Source organism: Caballeronia sordidicola (assembly GCF_002220365.1).
Classification (GTDB): domain Bacteria; phylum Pseudomonadota; class Gammaproteobacteria; order Burkholderiales; family Burkholderiaceae; genus Caballeronia; species Caballeronia sordidicola_C.
Genome location: NZ_MTHB01000110.1, coordinates 26,847 through 44,081, shown reverse-complemented (window position 1 = coordinate 44,081; position 17,235 = coordinate 26,847). Strand labels below are relative to the sequence as shown.

Annotated in this window: 21 protein-coding genes and 1 riboswitch; of the genes, 4 read left to right on the top strand and 17 right to left on the bottom strand. The window is 61.4% G+C overall.

From position 1 onward, the window contains the following. Position 1: 1 nt before the first annotated feature. From BSU04_RS17360 to sctC, 14 genes are read right to left on the bottom strand one after another with little or no spacing between them, the layout of a single operon-like run. The gene (locus tag BSU04_RS17360) at positions 2 to 742 is read right to left on the bottom strand and encodes an EscU/YscU/HrcU family type III secretion system export apparatus switch protein (RefSeq protein WP_089161766.1); all 741 of its coding nucleotides are present in this window, start codon (positions 740 to 742) and stop codon (positions 2 to 4) included. Then, the gene (locus tag BSU04_RS17355) at positions 739 to 1,461 is read right to left on the bottom strand and encodes an EscT/YscT/HrcT family type III secretion system export apparatus protein (RefSeq protein ID WP_089161765.1); all 723 of its coding nucleotides are present in this window, start codon (positions 1,459 to 1,461) and stop codon (positions 739 to 741) included. The genes BSU04_RS17360 and BSU04_RS17355 overlap by 4 nt, the downstream gene beginning before the upstream one ends. Before the next feature lie 2 nt (positions 1,462 to 1,463). After that, on the bottom strand, positions 1,464 to 1,739 hold the full coding sequence (gene sctS / locus BSU04_RS17350; RefSeq protein WP_089161764.1) for a type III secretion system export apparatus subunit SctS: 276 nt from the start codon (positions 1,737 to 1,739) through the stop codon (positions 1,464 to 1,466). Then, complete coding sequence (gene sctR, locus BSU04_RS17345; RefSeq protein WP_089161763.1) at positions 1,736 to 2,380, bottom strand: type III secretion system export apparatus subunit SctR; 645 nt, start codon at positions 2,378 to 2,380, stop codon at positions 1,736 to 1,738. The genes sctS and sctR overlap by 4 nt, the downstream gene beginning before the upstream one ends. Next, a complete protein-coding gene (locus BSU04_RS17340; RefSeq protein ID WP_089161762.1) occupies positions 2,377 to 3,348 on the bottom strand; it encodes a FliM/FliN family flagellar motor switch protein in 972 nt (323 codons plus the stop codon). Before BSU04_RS17340 ends, sctR begins: the two co-directional genes overlap by 4 nt. Then, positions 3,345 to 4,124: a flagellar biosynthesis protein gene (locus BSU04_RS17335; protein WP_089161761.1), complete on the bottom strand. Its 780-nt coding sequence runs from the start codon at positions 4,122 to 4,124 to the stop codon at positions 3,345 to 3,347. The genes BSU04_RS17340 and BSU04_RS17335 overlap by 4 nt, the downstream gene beginning before the upstream one ends. Beyond that, on the bottom strand, positions 4,118 to 4,693 hold the full coding sequence (locus BSU04_RS17330) for a hypothetical protein (protein ID WP_089161760.1): 576 nt from the start codon (positions 4,691 to 4,693) through the stop codon (positions 4,118 to 4,120). Before BSU04_RS17330 ends, BSU04_RS17335 begins: the two co-directional genes overlap by 7 nt. Then, complete coding sequence (gene sctJ / locus BSU04_RS17325) at positions 4,690 to 5,607, bottom strand: type III secretion system inner membrane ring lipoprotein SctJ (RefSeq protein WP_089161759.1); 918 nt, start codon at positions 5,605 to 5,607, stop codon at positions 4,690 to 4,692. Before sctJ ends, BSU04_RS17330 begins: the two co-directional genes overlap by 4 nt. Then, positions 5,607 to 5,930 carry an acyl carrier protein gene (locus tag BSU04_RS17320; protein ID WP_089161758.1) on the bottom strand — a complete coding sequence of 108 codons (324 nt, stop codon included), beginning with the start codon at positions 5,928 to 5,930 and terminating at the stop codon, positions 5,607 to 5,609. Before BSU04_RS17320 ends, sctJ begins: the two co-directional genes overlap by 1 nt. Position 5,931: 1 nt before the next feature. Then, on the bottom strand, positions 5,932 to 6,390 hold the full coding sequence (locus BSU04_RS17315) for a tetratricopeptide repeat protein (protein WP_089161757.1): 459 nt from the start codon (positions 6,388 to 6,390) through the stop codon (positions 5,932 to 5,934). A gap of 54 nt (positions 6,391 to 6,444) precedes the next feature. Continuing rightward, positions 6,445 to 6,774, bottom strand: a complete 330-nt coding sequence (locus BSU04_RS17310; RefSeq protein ID WP_089161756.1) for a hypothetical protein — start codon at positions 6,772 to 6,774, stop codon at positions 6,445 to 6,447. Between the two features lie 17 nt (positions 6,775 to 6,791). Then, positions 6,792 to 7,049, bottom strand: coding sequence for a hypothetical protein (locus BSU04_RS17305; RefSeq protein ID WP_256982913.1), 258 nt, complete (start codon positions 7,047 to 7,049; stop codon positions 6,792 to 6,794). After that, positions 7,027 to 8,124 carry an FHA domain-containing protein gene (locus tag BSU04_RS17300; RefSeq protein WP_089161754.1) on the bottom strand — a complete coding sequence of 366 codons (1,098 nt, stop codon included), beginning with the start codon at positions 8,122 to 8,124 and terminating at the stop codon, positions 7,027 to 7,029. Before BSU04_RS17300 ends, BSU04_RS17305 begins: the two co-directional genes overlap by 23 nt. Further along, positions 8,114 to 10,192 (bottom strand): type III secretion system outer membrane ring subunit SctC, encoded by a 2,079-nt coding sequence (gene sctC, locus BSU04_RS17295; RefSeq protein WP_089161753.1) that lies wholly within the window; start codon positions 10,190 to 10,192, stop codon positions 8,114 to 8,116. The genes BSU04_RS17300 and sctC overlap by 11 nt, the downstream gene beginning before the upstream one ends. 435 nt (positions 10,193 to 10,627) lie before the next feature. Between sctC and BSU04_RS17290 the strand changes: the two genes are divergently transcribed. The 3 genes from BSU04_RS17290 (at position 10,628) to BSU04_RS17280 (ending at position 12,154) form a co-directional block, all read left to right on the top strand. After that, complete coding sequence (locus BSU04_RS17290; RefSeq protein WP_089161752.1) at positions 10,628 to 10,948, top strand: ribbon-helix-helix domain-containing protein; 321 nt, start codon at positions 10,628 to 10,630, stop codon at positions 10,946 to 10,948. A 136-nt stretch (positions 10,949 to 11,084) separates the two neighbouring features. Then, positions 11,085 to 11,441, top strand: a complete 357-nt coding sequence (locus BSU04_RS45495) for a hypothetical protein (protein ID WP_144021261.1) — start codon at positions 11,085 to 11,087, stop codon at positions 11,439 to 11,441. A gap of 101 nt (positions 11,442 to 11,542) precedes the next feature. Beyond that, positions 11,543 to 12,154: a hypothetical protein gene (locus BSU04_RS17280; RefSeq protein ID WP_144021260.1), complete on the top strand. Its 612-nt coding sequence runs from the start codon at positions 11,543 to 11,545 to the stop codon at positions 12,152 to 12,154. 218 nt (positions 12,155 to 12,372) lie between these two features. Here BSU04_RS17280 and BSU04_RS17275 read toward each other — a convergent pair whose 3' ends face one another. From BSU04_RS17275 to BSU04_RS17265, 3 genes are all read right to left on the bottom strand, one after another. Further along, a complete protein-coding gene (locus tag BSU04_RS17275) occupies positions 12,373 to 12,825 on the bottom strand; it encodes an ester cyclase (protein WP_089161749.1) in 453 nt (150 codons plus the stop codon). A gap of 305 nt (positions 12,826 to 13,130) precedes the next feature. Beyond that, positions 13,131 to 13,958, bottom strand: coding sequence for a DMT family transporter (locus BSU04_RS17270; RefSeq protein WP_089161983.1), 828 nt, complete (start codon positions 13,956 to 13,958; stop codon positions 13,131 to 13,133). Positions 13,959 to 14,041: 83 nt separating this feature from the next. After that, a riboswitch (TPP riboswitch) is annotated at positions 14,042 to 14,145 on the bottom strand. Between the two features lie 86 nt (positions 14,146 to 14,231). Beyond that, a complete protein-coding gene (locus BSU04_RS17265) occupies positions 14,232 to 16,130 on the bottom strand; it encodes a potassium transporter Kup (RefSeq protein ID WP_089161748.1) in 1,899 nt (632 codons plus the stop codon). Positions 16,131 to 16,440: 310 nt separating this feature from the next. Here BSU04_RS17265 and BSU04_RS17260 point away from each other — a divergent pair, with 310 nt between their 5' ends. Continuing rightward, positions 16,441 to 17,067 carry a ParB-like protein gene (locus tag BSU04_RS17260; RefSeq protein WP_089161747.1) on the top strand — a complete coding sequence of 209 codons (627 nt, stop codon included), beginning with the start codon at positions 16,441 to 16,443 and terminating at the stop codon, positions 17,065 to 17,067. The last annotated feature ends 168 nt before the right edge of the window (positions 17,068 to 17,235 follow it).

Genomic DNA, 17,235 nt, shown 5'->3' with positions numbered 1-17,235 from the left:
TTTATTGACCAAGCTCCCGATGAAGCGTACGGCGACGGTTCTTTACGTAGGGGTCGCCTTCGTCGTCGCGGAATTCCCGTTTGATTTCGCTCTTGTCCATGCGCAAACCGCGCAGCCACAGAAAGCGCTGGATGAAATAGTCGGCGGCGGCGGGCACGATCTGCGATGCCGCCATCCAGGCCAGCAGATGCGAGTGCGACATCGCCGTATAGCCAAGGTGAACCGGCAACGAGAAGGCCCAGATCGGCGTGAGCTGCCGCAGCCATGCGGCGAGCGCCTGCGCGAACAGAAATAGCAGGATCGCGAACTGCACCAGCGTGAGCACGATGTCCCACAGCAGGCGCAAGCTGAACATCTGCTTGAGGCCGTTGACCGGGTTCAGACGCTTCACGTCGGGTATCACGCGCTTGAACGCGAGCAGGCCGCGCGTCTGCATCAATTCCGGCACCAGAACGGCAAGCGCGCCGATGCCGAGCGGAGTCAGGATTGCCGGCATGAACGCGCTCAGCGCGGCGAACGTCGACACAAGCCGATCGCCGAACGCAACGGTGGCGTCGAGCGTTGTCATATGCACCATCAGCCTCGCGCCCAACGCATACAGCCGCGGGGCCTCGATGAACAGATAGAGCCACCAGCACAGACCGCTGAACGCGACCGTCAGATGCGTGCTCTTCGCGATCTCGCCGTCCTTGCGTGCACGGCGGATCCGCTTGGAGGTCGGGGCTTCGGTCTTGTTACTCATCGCAGATGGATCACATGATCGAACGCGATGCGTAACTGCGCAAAAAGCGGCGGTACGCTGAGCATCGCGGCAAACGACAGGATCATTGCCTTGACGGTGCGCGCGGTGGCAAACGGATTGAGCCGCCTTGCGTGCCGCGACATCAACCCGAAGGCGATATCGATCAGCAGCACGAGACCGAGCAACGGACTGGCGAGCCGTACGCCTTCAGTCAGCGCGCCGGGCAGGTCACGCAACGCAATCTCCCGGAACACGTCACTCAGATCTATGTGCAAGCGGCCCGGTGGCCATAACACCCACGCATCCGTGAAAAAGCCAAACAGAAGCGGCATGCCTGGCCCTGTAAAGAGCGTCAGTGCCGCAAATTGCGAAAACATCGTTTCGAATAGCGCCGCGTCGTGCTGGAAGTGCGGATCGTAAATCGACGCGCTGGAGTAGCCGCCCTGCTGGTCCAGTATTGCGCCGGCCGCCGCCGCCGCATGAAAGATCGTGCCGAGCAGCATGCCGAGCACAACACCGGTCGCCGCTTCAACGCACATTGCCGGCAGCAGTGGCGCCGGCCAGCCGATCTGCTGAGGCAGCATGGCCAACGCAAGCAGCATCGGCAGCCGTAGCAGGATGCCGAGTGAACCACTCTGACCAAACGGTATCAGGACCAGCGCCACGGCGGGTCTGATCGCACAGAACGCAAAACCCTCGACATAGCCAATGTAGTTCATGTTCAATGCAGGCGCCCCGCAGCGATAAAGGTAAACACATGGGTGAGAAAGCGCGTGAGCTCGCGGCTCGCCCAAGGACCAGTAACGATCAGCACCGCACCGACGCAAATGATCTTCGCGCCGTAAGGCAGGCTCTGATCCTGTATCTGCGTGACCGACTGCAACAGCCCGATCAGCAAACCAACGACAGTCGCCACGGCGAGAGCCGGCAGCGACAACCAGAACACCAGCATGAGTGCATCGCTGGACAACGTGGCAAGGGACGGGGCACTGTTCATTTGGCATAGCCCAAGATAAGGCCGTGCATCAGCTTTGAGATACCTGACACCGACACGAATAGAAAAAGCTTCAGTGGGATCGATACCGTGCTTGGCGACAGCATCATCATGCCCATGGCGGTCAGCACGTTGGCGACTACCAGATCGACCACCAGAAAAGCGATATAGAGTAGGAAACCCGCCTCGAACCCGCTCGATATTTCGCTGATCAGAAACGCGGGAACCAGCAGTTGGAAATCGGCCTCGCTGGCGTCGCGCGCGGGATCGATCCGCTTCGCGGCGCCGACGAGAAACGCCCGCTCGTCGGGCCGCGAATGCTTCAGCATGAATTCGCCGAGCGGCCCGCGCACCGCCTGCCACAGCTCGGTGGGACGAGGCATCGCAACTTCACCGCTGTCGCCGGCCGGTAGCGCGGCTTCGATCTTCGCGATAGTGGGCGACATCACGACCAGCGTCGCCGCTAGTGCGATCCCCGAGATCACCAGGTTGCTCGGCGCCTGCTGCACGCCGAGTGCCGAGCGCAGGAGCGTGAGCACGATGCTGAACTTCGTGAACGAAGTCGTCATCACGACCGCAAGCGGTAGCAGACCGAGCATGAAAAACATGCCGACTGTCTGCACCTGATCGAGTTGAGGAATCATGTCGGCAGATCCTCATGGGTTAGCCGGGTTACGCGCACGCCTAACGAACCCTCGATGTCGATCAGCTCGCCACGCGCGAACGGAATGCCCTGGCACAGTAGCGTGACCTTTCGCTCATTCGCGGGCAGCCGGAATGCGACGATCGATCCCTGGCGCAGATGCGCCAGTTCAGCGACCGACAACGACAGCGTGGCGAGCATCGCGTCGAACGCGAACGTCAGGGAGTCGATAGGCAACAGCTCACTGGTCACTTCAGCGGGCGGAATTTCATCATTCAGTACATGGTCGATCAAGGTGTGCTCCTCAGTGAACTTCAACAAAATCCGGCACGCGCCCAACCGCAAAGGCACGCGCAGGTAACACGAACTACGGTCGAACAGCAGGGCGTCGCCCACCGCGATCTTGCGCAAACGCGGCAGCGACATTGACGGGCCAGGCATACAGATCGGCAACCGCACGTACAGGCGGCGCAGCAGCGCATCGCTGGACAGCGGCACAGGCATGCGTCGTTGCAGCCAGGCATCGACCGCGGGGCTGCAACACGAGAAGTGAGCAGCACGACCGCTCGCAGCGTGCGTGACGGCAATGCCGTACGCGCCCGGTGGTGTGGATGCATTGAAAGCGACCGTGGTGACGTCGATCGTGAAGCCGAACAGCCCTTCGAGCGCGCACAACCAGTCACTCAGCGCGTCAACGACATGCATCAGGGCGGTGTCACCGCGCTCGACGATCACCGACTGCGCCAGTTCGGGCAGCAGTGCGCCGGCATCGCACGCGGCGCTAAACGGCGCTTGCCCCGCCGTGCCGGACACCAGCAGTGGATAGCGCGCACGGCAAGGCTCGAACTCCAGCGTGAAGCGGCGCGCGCCGACACGCACCGCCTGTGGCCGGCCGAAGTGCCGGATCGCCAGGTTGTGGCGCTCTGCGTCGGCCCGCGCAAGGGTTTCCATATCCGGCCAGAGACTCATGCTGCCTCCCGCGCGAACCGGCGTTGAACGACGCGAGCCGGATCCGGCGAGGTGGGCCGTGGCGGCGGTGGCGCCTGTGGCGTGACCAGCAGGGCCAGCGTTTGCCGCACGCCACGCTCGATGGTGTCGAGCGCTGTACGCCCCGACCCGTCAGCCAGGTCATAGGTACGCAACACTTCTGCCACGCCGTCTCGAATGCCGCGCTCCAGCGCCCGAAGTTGCATCTTCAGGCCGCCATCGATCACGCCAGCTTCAGTTTCGATGACGCACGAATGGGCAGGCAATCCCGCATCGGCCAGAACCGTGCAAAACGGCGTGCCGAGTTCCTGCTCGATCGCTGCGATCAGTTGGGTGGCTTCCTTGAACACCGGTGTGGCAACGCGCACAGACACGAGTCGTTGCGACTGCGACACGGCGACCGCGCGGCGCAACTGATTGGTCAACGTGGCCGACGGCGGCAGTCCACCGACAATGTCACACACCGCGCTCAGCACGATCTGCGTCAGGCGGTCCTGCAGGCGATGCGCGGCAAAGGCGGCCGCCGCCGCGTGTCGAACATGCTCACGCAACGCAGCGGCCTTGCCGGCCGATTGACCGCGACGCCACGCACGGCGTTTGAGTTCGCGCACCTGCATGGCGAGGTGAGTGCGTTCTTGTGCCGCTTCGGCTGCGCGCTCAGCTTCGACTGCACGAATGCCTTCGAGCGACGCCAGTTCGATCGCGCTCAAATGGCCGTCTGATTCGATTCGCCACGCGCCCATTCGACAGATCAGCATAGGTGCGCCTCCATCAGACGCCGCGCGTCGGCAACCAGCTCCTGCGCGGCGAGCGCCGACAATCCTTGCACGCGGTAGTGCATAGCGGCCTCCGATATATCGCGCGGCAGGCGCAGGCTCCACCAGAACGCATAGCGGGAGTCCGCAGCAGCCTGCATCGCCAACGCCAGTCCGAGCGCCGTCATGTCGCTCCGACGGGATAGCGATGGTGGCGGCTCGACTCTCAGGTCGGCCGCGTCGGCACGCGGGTGCCGTTGAATCGCAATAAGCACGCGGGGCGCGACGCTGACCGCCAGCGCGGCACGGGCCCGGACAGCGACTACGCGGCGCAACGAACGGGCGAACGCGAGCGCTGCAACGATCCGGCATAACCGCGCGCACGCTGGCCGCGGCCAGAGCGGCAGAACTGGAGGCACGTCGGCAAGCGCCACCTGAACAAGTTGCGGGTAACGGCTGTACAGAAAGGCATGGGCAGCTCGCGCGCCGCGCTCCTGTCGAATCGGCTGTCCGGCTTCGAGCCAGCTGTGATGCGCCCAATGGGCGGGTGCGCAGGTATAGGCGTGCTTCATGTGTCGCTTCCAATACGGGTTGTGGATTTCGACGGAGGCGTTCCGGCGTCCGCGGTGTCGTCGGTGTTCGCGTCAGACGCGTCGTGTTGCCCGTTATGCACAGGCGGCCGGGAGTCTTCAGGCGGTAGTCCGCGCGTCTTCCGTTTGAACCACGTACGCTTTTCCGAGTGCCACAACCACATGAACCCGGCCACCAGCAGCACGACCACGGCCGACACGTACAGCATTGCCGTCGCGCGCATTGACGCTTTGCTGCTGTCGCGCTCGCAAGCCGTCGCATCGACCGCGCCCGCGGCACTGGCGACATCGGCACCGTCCGCGCAGTTGCTTGGAAAGCTGAGCACCGGCGTCACCGCCAGCAACGTCAGCGACACGCGCTCGGGCGTCAGCCCTTCCACACTGCCCGCTACCAGCGCGCGAATCCGGTCGCGCATCAGTTCGAGGTTGTAGTCACTGCGGTAGCGCATCATCACGGACGCCGACGGCAGCGTGTCCTTCGCGGGATCCATCGGATCCTTTTCGGGCAACACGATGTGCACGCGGGCGAGCAGTACGCCGTCGATCTTTTCGAGCGTTTCGGACATTTCCTGCGACAGCCCATACACGTAGCGGATACGATCCTCCTCTGGGCTCGAGATCAACCCCTGGCGGCTAAACAGGTCGCCGAGATTCGCGTGGCCACCGCGCGGCAGTGCATACGCGCTAGCCAGCTCGGTGGCGACCACCGCATCGGTGTCGTCGACCGAGATGTTCCAGGTCCGGTCCGCGTTGCGTTCCTTGTAGCCGCTGATGCCGTGATGGCTCAGCGCGGCGATGATGCGGTTCGCCTGGTCCTCGTCCAGGCCTTCAAAAAGCGAGGTTCTGCAGCCGACGAGGAAGAGCACGACCGGCAGCAGGATCAGGGCGCGGCGCATCAGCTTCGCTGCGTCAGCGTCTGGATTGCGCGGCCGATCTCGTCGGCCACGCGCACCGTCATCTGCACCTTCACCGCGAAGGCGCCCATGTCGGCCTGGAGACGCAGCATGTCGGACGTCGAGATGCGGCCAGAGTCGAGTTGCTCGAGGTGCTGCGTCAGTTGCTGCTGCGACGCATCCTGCGCGTTCTGCGCGTGCGCCAGCAGACGCTCGACCAGCGAAGCGCTGTCGCCCGTACCGGCGGCGGACAGGCCCGCGGCCGGAGTCACAGGGGACAATGGGCCGGCTTGCGTCGGCATGGTGGTGACCGGGGGTTGCAACATATCAATGCCCGCCTAGATTAGTCAGTCGTTCTATGGTTGAAAGGGGAGCCGCAGCGGGCGCGGCCTGCGCGGCGCGAGCGGCGCGGGTATAAGGTGCGCATTCGGGCAGATTCAGAAATGCCGCCGCCATCGAACTCGCACCAGGTTCGTCGCTGTCCCCCACCGCCGTCAGCGTGCGCGCGCCGAGCGCGTAGTGGCCTTCGAAAATCTGGCACACGCCGAGCCAGGCGCGTGCCAGCGCGCTGTCCGGCACAACGTCGAGCGCTATGCTGAACAGCAGCGATGCGCCGCGGTAATTCGCAAGATCGAGTTCGACAAGACCCTTCCCGAGGTACGGAAAGGCCCGCTGCGGATACAGCAAGACCAGCCGGTCGAACAGGTAGCGCGCCTCGTCGAAGCGTCTGTGAACGCGAGCGTAGTGACCGATCGAAATCAGTAATTCGAGTGTGTCGTCCTGCATCTGCAATGCTCCCGAAGACGCCGCTAGGACGTCTCCGTCCTGGTTAAAAAAACGTTATCTGCTAGCGCGCGCCGTTTCCTTCTGCGCGTCAGTCAGGCCCTGAATACAAGCCGTTGCAGCACTTTGGGTCGTGTTGACCGCGCCCATCGCCTGCTGGACCTTCAGCATTTCGACGTTCTGCTGCTTGTTGTCGGCGGCTTCGGCCGCCTTCAATTTGGTATCGAAGTCCTTGTTCTGCTTTGTGAGAATCTTCGCCAGCACTTCGACAACCTTCTGGGCCGATACACCTCCTCCGCTGCCGACCACCGAATCGCCGCCACTGCCGCCGCTGCTTGAACTGCTGGCCCCCGAATTCGGGGACATCGTCGTATTGACTTCACTCATTTTCGGTACTCCTAAATTTAATCCCGAGCGTTTATGAAGCTCGCGCCTCGTTCAACCACCTGTCGAGCCGCTCGCAAACACTCGACAAGCAGAGTCAGTTCATGTTTCACAGTCGGCGATGCCGTCACAAGCGCACCGCTCATGCGGCCGATCTCAGCGCTCAGCCGTGTCGCGATGATCTCGCGCCCGGCGCCGCCGGTTTCGGCAAGTTGAGCCTCTAGCGGTAAATCGGCGCACGCGCCAAACGTGCTTTTACTGGCATTTCTTGGGGGCATGGGCAGCATCCATAAAAAATTCGTAGGTTGAACCATCGTCGTCGCGCACGACATAAGCGGAGCAGGTCGAGATTTGCGTGACCCGTCCGATGGGCAGTCGTGCACCTGGGAAGTAGCGCACGCCCTGTGCATCCGTGAGCCAGACTGCATGACGGCTGGCGAGCAGATTCAGGCCGAGTGCTTCGAGCGGCACACGCACCCGTTCGCCTTCCTGCGCGTGGCCGGGAAAAGTGACACCACCCAGCCCGCTGATCTCGGCACGCGCCAGGCGGGCAACGCGTGCGTAATCCCATGATTCGGGCGACAGAAACCCCTGGGTCGCGGGCAGCATCGCAGTGAACGTACCGGGCTCCGCGGGGCGTACCTCGGCGCCACGGTAGTAGCGCGCGAGAAACTCTCCAACCTGCTCCTGCAACTGCATGAGCACGATCACGTGCATCACCGGCGAGCGCTTCTGCGACCACGCACTAGCGGTCAGTGCAGACAGATCGGCGGGCGACTGTACATAACCTTCGTAGACGAGCGCGCCGGACTTGGGGTCGATATGCGTCGTCACCAGACTGAACGCTTCGTTGGGACGCGTCACGCGCGTTACGCCGGACCACTGGCTCGACGCGATCCACGTCAGCAGCACGACTGCGAACGGCGTCCCGAGGACGATTGCTTTTGTCACGGGCGACGCATCCGACCAGCGTCTGGAGAGATACACAAGGGGCGCATGGCGCAGCAGATAAGCGCGCTCGGCATTACGCACAATCGTTGCGCCCGGCGCACGGTGGCCACTGAACTGGAAGGTCACGACACCCGCCGAAAACCGCGCGCCGCGCGCAAGTGTCACGCGCCGCCCCGGCGGCAAGGGCCGGCCGAACACCGCGACCTTCGGCTGGTGAGCAACCAGTGCGAGCGCCGTACCGCGCAATTCGACGGTGAGATGCAGTGGTTCGACGCCTTCGTCTATCACCATCAGGTCGGCATCGGCGCCGCTGCCTATGCGCAGCGGCCGGCCGGCCGGCACCGCCACTTTCGCGCCGGCGTGCACGCCGCCCATCACGACGATCAGCGCATCAGCGGTCATAGCGGTTCTCCCACGGCATCCTGGTCGCCGTCGGCAAGACTGGCGATGACAAATGCGATGGCGACGATAACTGCGGCGTCCCGCTTGCCGCGGCCTGCGCCGGCGTCCGCGATCCAGCCTCGACATCGGGTGCAACAGCGACCCTCGTTTGGACCGGGTCCGCGGAACCTGCCGCGGCACTGCCCGACAAAGGTACCGGCGCGCGCAACAACGTCGCTACAGCAACCCTTTGCGCCAGGATGGCATCCGGACCCGAACTTGCGGCGCCCATCGTCGTTCCCGCGACGACCGGTACCACGTTCGGCTCCGCGTCACCCGAGACGCGTTTGAGGCGCGGCGTGATCAGGATCAGCCGTTCGAGGCGCTCGTGCGTGGTCTGGGTATCGCGGAACAGCGCGCCAAGATACGGCACGTCGCCGAGCACCGGCACCTTCGATGTGGTGTTCTCGCTGCGCTCGTATTGATAACCGCCTATCAGCAGGCTCTCGCCGTCGCGCACGATCGCCTGAGTGACGACCGAATGGTTGTCGACCCTTGGAATTCCGTCCACCGCCATCGTCGTATTGAATGTGCCGTCTTCGATCTGGATGTTGAGCCGTATATTGCGGCGCGGTTCGCCGCTCGATTCGATGCTTGGCGTTACCTTGAGCGTCATCCCCGTGTCGATGTTGAAGAGGTCGACGGCCTGGTTGCCCGCCACGCGCACATACACCGAACTGCGCGAAGTCAGGGCAGCTTCCGTGTTGTTCAGCGTGAGCACCTGCGGGCGCGACAGCACGCGCGCCTTGCCGGCCTCTTCCAAGGCCTGGATCTGTGCAAACAGGTACTGCGCCGAATTGCCGACCAGCGTCGCGAGATTCAGTCCGGCCATCGCGCTGGCTGGCGTCGTCAGGCCGGGGGCGCCGAAGCGCAGCGGCGCGCTCTCGGTCCCGACGGCGCCGTTGATCCGGCCATTCGCGCCGCCCCATCGCACCCCGAGCGAACGCGCCGCAATCGACGACACGTCGATCACCACCGCGTCGATCTCAACCAGTTCCTGCGGCTGGTCGAGCATCGCGATGGCACGCTCGTAGTTCGGCATCATCGACACAAGGTCGCTGACCACCACCGAGTTGGTGCGCTGGTCAGCGACGATGTTGCGGCGCGCGGGGGTCGCAGCGGGCTGCGCGGTGTCAGAGTCAGCGCCAGGTAGTGGCACCCGCTCACCGTCGCCTTCGGACGATACGCTGCCAAGGCCGAGGCCGAGCACGCTTGGCAGCGGCGGCGGGCCGCCGCGTGCGCGTCGTTCGCTGGCGCGCGCATCGGTGCGCTCACGCGTTGTGCGCGGCGCAGTAGCCTGCCAGGTGTCCGACATCAACCGGCGCAGCAGTGACGCGATGCCCAGCACCACCTGCTCTTGCGCCCCGACCGTGTAACGGACGTCCTGCGCCTGCGCGTAGCGCAGCGGGAAAACGCGGATGACGGTCTCGTCGAATGACGGCTCGACCTTCGTTTGCTGCTGCGCCTTGTCGATCGCCTCCGCCACCGCGTCGACGAATTTCGATGGGCCCGCAACCTTGACCGTGGTCGCCGAGTATTTGATCGGCAGGCGGGGGTCGTCGAGATCGAGGTTGCGAAGCAACGACGCCACCGCTTCGCGGGTCATCGGCGCAAACGGGATAACCCGGCTGCGCACGTCCGAAGCCGTCGAGACATGCATCGCCTTGCCGTCGAAATACCAGACGAGGCCGTAAGCCTCTACCAGTTGGATGAAGACATTGCCCGGCGTGTCGTCGAAGCGGCCGTTGACCGCTCCTTTTACCTCGCGGCCGATGTCGGCGCTCAGGCCCTCGACGGCAAGCACGTCGCGCAACACATCGGGCAGTGGCGCGCCGTTCACTGCGTAGTGAATCGGTGCACCCTGCCAAACGGGCGTCGCGGCGTCGGCCGCCGGCATCAGCAGTACGGGACAAGCGACGCCGAGCAGCCACGCAATGTGGCGCACGGCTTCCCGGATCGCGCACTGCGGTAAGGACGGAGCTCCGCCCCCCTTCTCGATGATCGAATCATTGCGCCACATCATTAGCATTAAAAATCCCCAGCTGCGTTTATTGATTACGTCAGGGAGAAATTTAATGTTGTTTCAATACCCCCTGGTCATACACATATACGACGCCCGCCGAGGATCAAAATGGGCGCATTGCCTCTGATTAAAATAATTCAAAAGCACAAAAATTCACACACTCCTAAAATTCATCCAGATGAATTTTTCTATCTTAAAAATAAGTCGGAATAACAGATCGTTGCAAGTCGTATATCTGTATGACCTGCCGGGTTAGCAGAGAGAGAGGATAGACGAACTTGCCAACCTGATTAATCCGATCATGACAAACGAACCATTCAATCCAAGCCGCAATTTTCAGAATTCTTCGAACGCGTGTGGGCCATCAATGGGCTCTGAGGCCTTAACAGGCAGTTTGCATCTACGGATTTCGCACCTGCCGACTCGTGCAGGCCCACCGACATGCGAATGACCCAGTATTGCAACTTCAGCCCTCAGCTTGCGAAGCCAAGACTGCGCTCCATCAGAATCAACGGATTTGCGACATGCCTGCGACTCGAGGAGATTTATTGGCGAATCATCGAAGAAATCGCGCGCCAAGAATCCCTGACGGTCGGCAAACTAATCTCAAAATGGGCTATTGATATTGATATGACACAAGAAACCGTCTGCAACTTCACCGGGCTTATCAGAATAATTTGTGTTACCCAAATAATGGAACAAAAGCACCTGATCAATATGAAGACCATCGACCCGGACGCGCCAGCCAATGCGCTTCAATAACTTGCAAGGAGGTTCATCGGAATAGACACATTCATTTATCCCCTATGCGGCGGTGTGATAACCGCAGAACACGACGCGTAATTACTCACGCGAAACAAAAATTGACTGGCTTGAATTTTAATCAAAGGATTTGATTATGACGAATGCAATCAGCAACACGGACAACAGCAAGTCGTTCCACACGAGCAGCACGTCCGCGACGACGCAAGGCGGCACGCAGACCGACGCGCATTTGTCCGTGCACATGCACAACACCGACAAAACGGGGAGCGGTGACAGCCAAGCCGCACAGAGCGCCGACTCATCGGCACAGGGGAGCGGGAGTGGCGCTGGCGAAATAATGGGCCAGATCATGGACCTCATCAAAACCGCCATTTCCGCGGCGGCGTCAGCGGTTTCGCCAATTATGAGCATGCTCACGTCAATGATGGGCCAAGCGGGTTCGTCGGGTTCATCTGGCTCATCTGGCTCATCGGGAACAAGCGCCTCTTGACAGCGCCTTAAACAGCCGGCCGTCGCGTAGCCTCGGCCGGTTTCGGGGCGGCATCCGGTTTGCCGCCCCGCTTCGAATCCCGCCCTCCCCCTCAGGACGAAATGAATAATTCCCCCGTGCCAGGTCCTCTCGATCTCCGGCGAATCGACAGACTCGTACGGCGCTCCAATGCGGAGTTGCACACTGCCATTACTGATTTTGTCGACGGCGGCCATCGCCATGTCGGCGCGATGCTGCGCAGCGCCGTAGCGCCGGACGCGATCGTGCAGCGTTTCCTCGACGAATTGCAGTTGATGCAGGATTACGTGGGCACCTCGTACCGGGTGTCGCAGGTCTCTTGCGCCGGACTCGCCGCGCTACAACGCGGCCGAGGCCGGCATTTTGCCGACCTCGGCGTCCAGTGCGCCTTTGTCCTGCCGCGTAACGCCGCCGCATGGGCGATTAACGCGGTGCAAGCGCAACCGCGCGACGGGGCCTACCAGCTATTCTCGATCTTTGACGAATCGGTCCCACAGAAGAATCTGTCGACAGCGCTGCTCGCCGATCATGTCATCGTGCCCCCCAGGACCCCGCTGCGTCTGACGGGTCTGCGCATCATGGGCGGCCGAGCTGCGCTGGGTCCTGGCCGCCCTCGCATCATCGCGCATTTCGCCAGCGCCGACCCCGCATGCGGCATACCCTATGACCTCTACAACGATGAACGAGGCGCCTGATACAAGTAGCCGGCATGTGCGCTTTTGCCAACCTCTCCGGTAACCCGGCATGCTGATGCGCATTCTTATCCGGAGCTTCGACTTAAATCGTTATCCCGGTTTCCCATTACCGCGATGCCGTTGGCCGGCGGCAACATCGGAATCGGTAAATCGATCGTCCAACTCGTCCCCGTGCGGTGGCCGCTCCTGTGGGTGTCCACCGCGCCCTTCCTGACTTCCTAAGCCGGACGGTTCGTCAAGCCCGGTGGCAACTCGCCAATTTGCCGGAACAAACCCAGCCAATCTTCAAGGTGCCATGTCTTGGCAATGCGGTCATCGCGAAGTTCATGGAAAGAATGAATCGCGAAATCAACCACCTTGGAAGTGGCCGGAATGCCCATAAGCGGTCCCGACTGCGTGCCCGTGACTTTTGCACGCACGCCGACCATGGCATCGTGGATCAGGACATCGAGCAGGATGATTTTCATATCGGGCAGCGCATGCAACAGATCTGCCAGCATGGGAGCAAGCTGCTCCGCCCCGATCGGTTGTCCCGATGCACTCGGAAGATACTGCCAGTCGGAAGTGACGGCCGTGCGCAGAAGCGGTATATCCGCAAGCTCGATGGCGCGATAAAAGCGCGTGATGACGCCCCTCCTGGCGACGTGCCCGGTTTCGTTCGATGCAGTCATGTTCCGTCCTCTCCGGCGCGGGTGAGACGCGCATAGGCAAGCAGTCGGCCCCGCTTCCTTGTGCTGTATTCCATCAGCACATTTGCACTGGAGAGGGTTTTAGCCATGATAAGCCACTTGGCGGACTACGCCTGACCGCTCAGCACCACACCTCAACGCTTAGGGCATTGATAGATGTATTGAAGCCGACGCGTTCAATCCGAGGCTAAGCACGGGCATGAATTTTTGCGTGGCGGCTTGCTAGCCGCAATGTGGTTAAAGCGCGATGCGGCCACCGGCCCTTCGCGCCTTTTATATCGTTAAAATCAACTAAGACAAGACGCGCCCAGCGCAACCACGGCGCAAGCCGTGACGCGGCGAATCGTCAGCGCTTCGCCGAGGAAAATCCGGCCAATCAATGCTGCGAAAACCACGCTGGTTTCACGTAACGCCGAAATCGGACCCACCGGGCCAAGCGCCAGCGCCGATATCACCGCGCCATAGGCCATGAGAGAAATGACTCCGCCCGCCAGCGCCTTCAACGTTTCCGGCGAGCGGATGTCCAGCGACAGCGTCCCTCGCACCGCGATAAAAGCCGCAGGCATCAGCGCGCCGTAGATGAGGAAAATCCAGGCGGCATAAGCGCGCGCATTACCGGCATGCCGGACCCCGATTGCGTCAGTCGTCGTGTAGCCAGCAATAAACAAGGCTGTAACGAGCGCCAGCACGATCGACTCCTTCGACGCCCTGTGCCGCCCCAAAGCCAGACTCATGATTCCAAGCGCCACCAGGACAACGCCGGTTAGCGCAACCGGGGACAAGCGCTGGCCTGTCGTCAGGAAACCGCCTAGCGTGACCAGCAAGGGCACGCTGCCTCGAATGATGGGGTACACCTGTCCCAACGCGCCGTATCGATAGGCATGGACCAGGAAGACGCTATAGCCGACCTGCATGCACGACGACAGGACGAGATAAGGCCACGCCGCCGCGAACGGCAAGGGCAGCACAATAGCGAACGGAATGGCCACGAGCGTGGTTGCGAAGCTCATGACGGTCATCGACCAGAGTCGGTCGGACCCCGTGCGGAGAACGGCATTCCACGTTGCGTGCAAGACGGCCGCGAAGAGCGCAAGCCCAATCACGACTGGCGTCATTGCAGCAACGCAGTCAGGACCAACAGAGGGATGAAAAGCGATGGACGGCAAACGCAGTGCAATGCCGTCATACAGTGGCTTTGAAACATCGAATTCTCCATTCCTACGCCGGCATTATCCGGATCAGGTATAGGGGTCGTTCCGTTGCCGGAACCTCTCAGCCGAGCAGGCTCCCCCTGGTGAAACGTCAGTATGCTAAGCGTTCTCCAATACGGCAATCATGGCTTGGCGGTCGAAAAGGCAGCAGAACCAGAACGCCTTCAACACCCAACCTTACATGTTGATCTGTCCGCCCAGTTCGACCACGCGATTAGGCGGCAAGCTGTAGTACTCCGCCGCTTGCGCCGCATTACGACCGAGGAACGCAAACAGCTTTTCGCGCCAAAGCGCCATCGTCTTGCTTTCACCGGTCGCACGAATCGTGTCGCGGGCGAGGAAAAACGAGGTATCGGCGGCGTCGTAGGTCCAGCCGGGAATCTGCTTCTGGATCAGCGTCAGAAGCACCGGCACGTCGGGAATCTCCATGAAGCCGTGACGCACCCTGACCGCGTAACAACCATCGCCAAGATCCTCCACTACTGCCTTGTCAGCGTCCCTGACGTGAGGCACGTTGTCGGTCGTGCCGGCAAGGAAGATGTTCGTCTTGTGCAGTACGCGGTTGTGCTTGAGGTTGTGCATGAACGCCGTTGGGGTCATGCCGGCCACGCCGCCCGGGAACACGGCCGTCCCGTCCACGCGGGACGGCGGATGGCTGCCCCGGCATAACGAATGAATGATGTCCTTGAGCGGCAAGTTCTCCGCTTTCATCCGGTCGACCAGCGTTTCACGTCCCTTGTGCCACGTTGTCATGACCGTGAACAACGTAGCACCTGCCAGCAGCGGAAACCAGCCACCATCGAGCACCTTGCTGACGTTACTCGACACAAACACCGCATCGACCACCGCAAAAGGCCCGATGACAAGCGCCGTTGCCAGCGGTTTCCAGTGCCAGAGGCAATGCGTGATGAAGTACATCAGCAAAGTGGTGAGCAACATGGTGGAAGCGACCGCAATACCGTAGGCAGACGCGAGGTTATCGGATGATTTGAAGAACACCACCAGGAACACGACAGCCGCGAACAACGAGAGATTGATGAACGGCACGTAGACCTGGCCGATCTCATGCGTCGACGTATGAACGATTGGAATGCGCGGCAGGAAACCCAACTGCACCGCTTGCTTCGTCATGGAGAACGCGCCCGAGATCACTGCTTGCGACGCGATGATGGTTGCCGCCGTCGCCAGAATGACGAGCGGGACAAGCCCCCAGGAGGGAGCCGACTCGAAGAACGGTTGCTTGAGCGTTTCCGGATGCATCATGACAAGCGCGCCCTGGCCGAAATAGTTCATGACCAGGCTCGGCCAGACGAGGAACATCCACGCAAGACGGATCGGCCTTTTACCGAAATGCCCCATGTCCGCATACAAGGCTTCACCGCCGGTCAGCGCGAGGAAAACCGAACCCAGCACGATGAAAGCCGTGCCCGGACTATGCGCCAGGAACGATATGGCGAAGGTTGGCGAAGCCGCTTCAAGAATGACCGGATGCTGGACAATATGCAGCAGGCCCAACGCGGCCAAGGTCACGAACCAGACCACCATGACCGGCCCGAAGACCTTCCCCACCGCACTGGTCCCGTGTTTCTGGATGGCGAACAAACCCGTCAGGATAACCAATGAAATGGGCACGATCCAGGCGGTGAGCTGGGCATCGATCAGCGTCACGCCCTCTACCGCCGATATGACGGAAATAGCCGGTGTAATCATGGAGTCGCCATAGAACATGGCCGCGCCGAACACGCCCAGCGTCAGCAGGACATTACGCAAGCGCTCGGGAGCAACGCCCGATGCCAGCGCGGTCAGCGCGAGAATGCCGCCTTCGCCGTCATTGCCTGCCCGCATGACAAAGCTGACGTACTTCAGCGTGACGACAATCAGGATCGACCACAGGATCAGCGACACGATGCCGAACACATTGGCCTGACTGACTCCGCCCGCGGCCTTGAGGCATTCCCTGAGGGTGTAAAGCGGACTTGTCCCGATGTCTCCAAAAACGACGCCTACCGCGCCAAGCATCAAAACGGGTGCACCTTGGACAACTTTGGTCGAAGAATTTGCGACGGATGCTGACATATGCCTTTCGCTCGATTTGTTAATCATCGCCGCTATCCGGGATCGCCCACAGACTAACCGGTTTCATCGGCACGGACCTCAGCATTTACACCAAGCGCACTTCAACGTTCCCATAACATCCCCATAACAATAACCGCGAAAAATGACGGTGAGTCATGTAAAACAAAATGCGAAGCGCGCACGTTTGAATAATGTGACCAGGACCCAGACCCGCACGCAAGCACGCGCCGCACCTGCTGCCGCGCGAACTTGTTGGCTGGCACTGCGTCGGTTACGCTTGCCGCTGGTTCTCTGATCCCGCGTGCACACTATGAAAAAACTGGTCAGGCTGGAATTGCAGCAGATCCATCCCACGCAGATAACCGCCGGAATGCTGGAGGTCGATGAGAAACGCAAACACTTCGCCTCCCTGCCCGCGGAAGAATTGAAGCGCGCCCTCAAGGACTTGCCTATTCCCGCCGTGTTGGGCCGGGATGGAATTCACTTCGCAACCGATCATCATCACCTTGCGCGGGCGTTATTCGACGCCCAGATCAATTATGCTTACGTTGAGGTCATGGCCGACCTGTCGAAGCTGAAAGGCGATGCCTTCTGGCTGGAGATGGCAAACCGGCGCTGGGTCCACCCCTATGACGAGCACGGCATCCTGCACGGCGTTGCCGCGATTCCGTCCAATGTCTCGGGGCTGATCGACGATCCGTACCGCAGCCTGGCAGCGTTTGTGCGCAACGCGGGCGGCTATATAAAAACACCTGAACCGTTTGCCGAATTCCAGTGGGCGGACTTCTTCCGGACTCGCATCCGCTTGTGGAGCACGTCGTTTCAGTTCAGCGCCGCCGTGCAGCAGGGGGTGCATCTTGCCAGAAGTCCGGACGCGTTGGTACTCCCGGGGTTCTACAAGAGCCAGGCTGCCAGTCGAGCAAACCCAGGCCCTTGAAGTTCGGGCTTGGTACGCACCGGAGTGGCAGGCTGGGATCTTCCAACGGTCAGCGATAGAACACCAGACGGTAGACACCAAACAAAAACGCCGTTGGACCCTCTTCGAGTCCAACGGCGTCAACCTACCTTCCAACCTACCTAGCAACCTACCTTCCAGCAAGCCTTG

Coding starts and splice junctions, on each gene's coding strand:
- BSU04_RS17320 (WP_089161758.1), bottom strand. CDS start 5,930: ATGTTGCAACCCCCGGTCACCACCATGCCGACGCAAGCCGGCCCATTG.
- BSU04_RS17330 (WP_089161760.1), bottom strand. CDS start 4,693: ATGAAGCACGCCTATACCTGCGCACCCGCCCATTGGGCGCATCACAGC.
- BSU04_RS17275 (WP_089161749.1), bottom strand. CDS start 12,825: ATGACTGCATCGAACGAAACCGGGCACGTCGCCAGGAGGGGCGTCATC.
- BSU04_RS17305 (WP_256982913.1), bottom strand. CDS start 7,049: ATGCCCCCAAGAAATGCCAGTAAAAGCACGTTTGGCGCGTGCGCCGAT.
- BSU04_RS17360 (WP_089161766.1), bottom strand. CDS start 742: ATGAGTAACAAGACCGAAGCCCCGACCTCCAAGCGGATCCGCCGTGCA.
- BSU04_RS17340 (WP_089161762.1), bottom strand. CDS start 3,348: ATGAGTCTCTGGCCGGATATGGAAACCCTTGCGCGGGCCGACGCAGAG.
- BSU04_RS17300 (WP_089161754.1), bottom strand. CDS start 8,124: ATGACCGCTGATGCGCTGATCGTCGTGATGGGCGGCGTGCACGCCGGC.
- sctS (WP_089161764.1), bottom strand. CDS start 1,739: ATGAACAGTGCCCCGTCCCTTGCCACGTTGTCCAGCGATGCACTCATG.
- BSU04_RS17310 (WP_089161756.1), bottom strand. CDS start 6,774: ATGAGTGAAGTCAATACGACGATGTCCCCGAATTCGGGGGCCAGCAGT.
- BSU04_RS17355 (WP_089161765.1), bottom strand. CDS start 1,461: ATGAACTACATTGGCTATGTCGAGGGTTTTGCGTTCTGTGCGATCAGA.
- BSU04_RS17265 (WP_089161748.1), bottom strand. CDS start 16,130: ATGTCAGCATCCGTCGCAAATTCTTCGACCAAAGTTGTCCAAGGTGCA.
- BSU04_RS17280 (WP_144021260.1), top strand. CDS start 11,543: ATGAATAATTCCCCCGTGCCAGGTCCTCTCGATCTCCGGCGAATCGAC.
- BSU04_RS17260 (WP_089161747.1), top strand. CDS start 16,441: ATGAAAAAACTGGTCAGGCTGGAATTGCAGCAGATCCATCCCACGCAG.
- BSU04_RS17335 (WP_089161761.1), bottom strand. CDS start 4,124: ATGCTGATCTGTCGAATGGGCGCGTGGCGAATCGAATCAGACGGCCAT.
- BSU04_RS45495 (WP_144021261.1), top strand. CDS start 11,085: ATGACGAATGCAATCAGCAACACGGACAACAGCAAGTCGTTCCACACG.
- BSU04_RS17270 (WP_089161983.1), bottom strand. CDS start 13,958: ATGACGCCAGTCGTGATTGGGCTTGCGCTCTTCGCGGCCGTCTTGCAC.
- sctC (WP_089161753.1), bottom strand. CDS start 10,192: ATGCTAATGATGTGGCGCAATGATTCGATCATCGAGAAGGGGGGCGGA.
- sctR (WP_089161763.1), bottom strand. CDS start 2,380: ATGATTCCTCAACTCGATCAGGTGCAGACAGTCGGCATGTTTTTCATG.
- BSU04_RS17315 (WP_089161757.1), bottom strand. CDS start 6,390: ATGCAGGACGACACACTCGAATTACTGATTTCGATCGGTCACTACGCT.
- sctJ (WP_089161759.1), bottom strand. CDS start 5,607: ATGCGCCGCGCCCTGATCCTGCTGCCGGTCGTGCTCTTCCTCGTCGGC.
- BSU04_RS17290 (WP_089161752.1), top strand. CDS start 10,628: ATGCGAATGACCCAGTATTGCAACTTCAGCCCTCAGCTTGCGAAGCCA.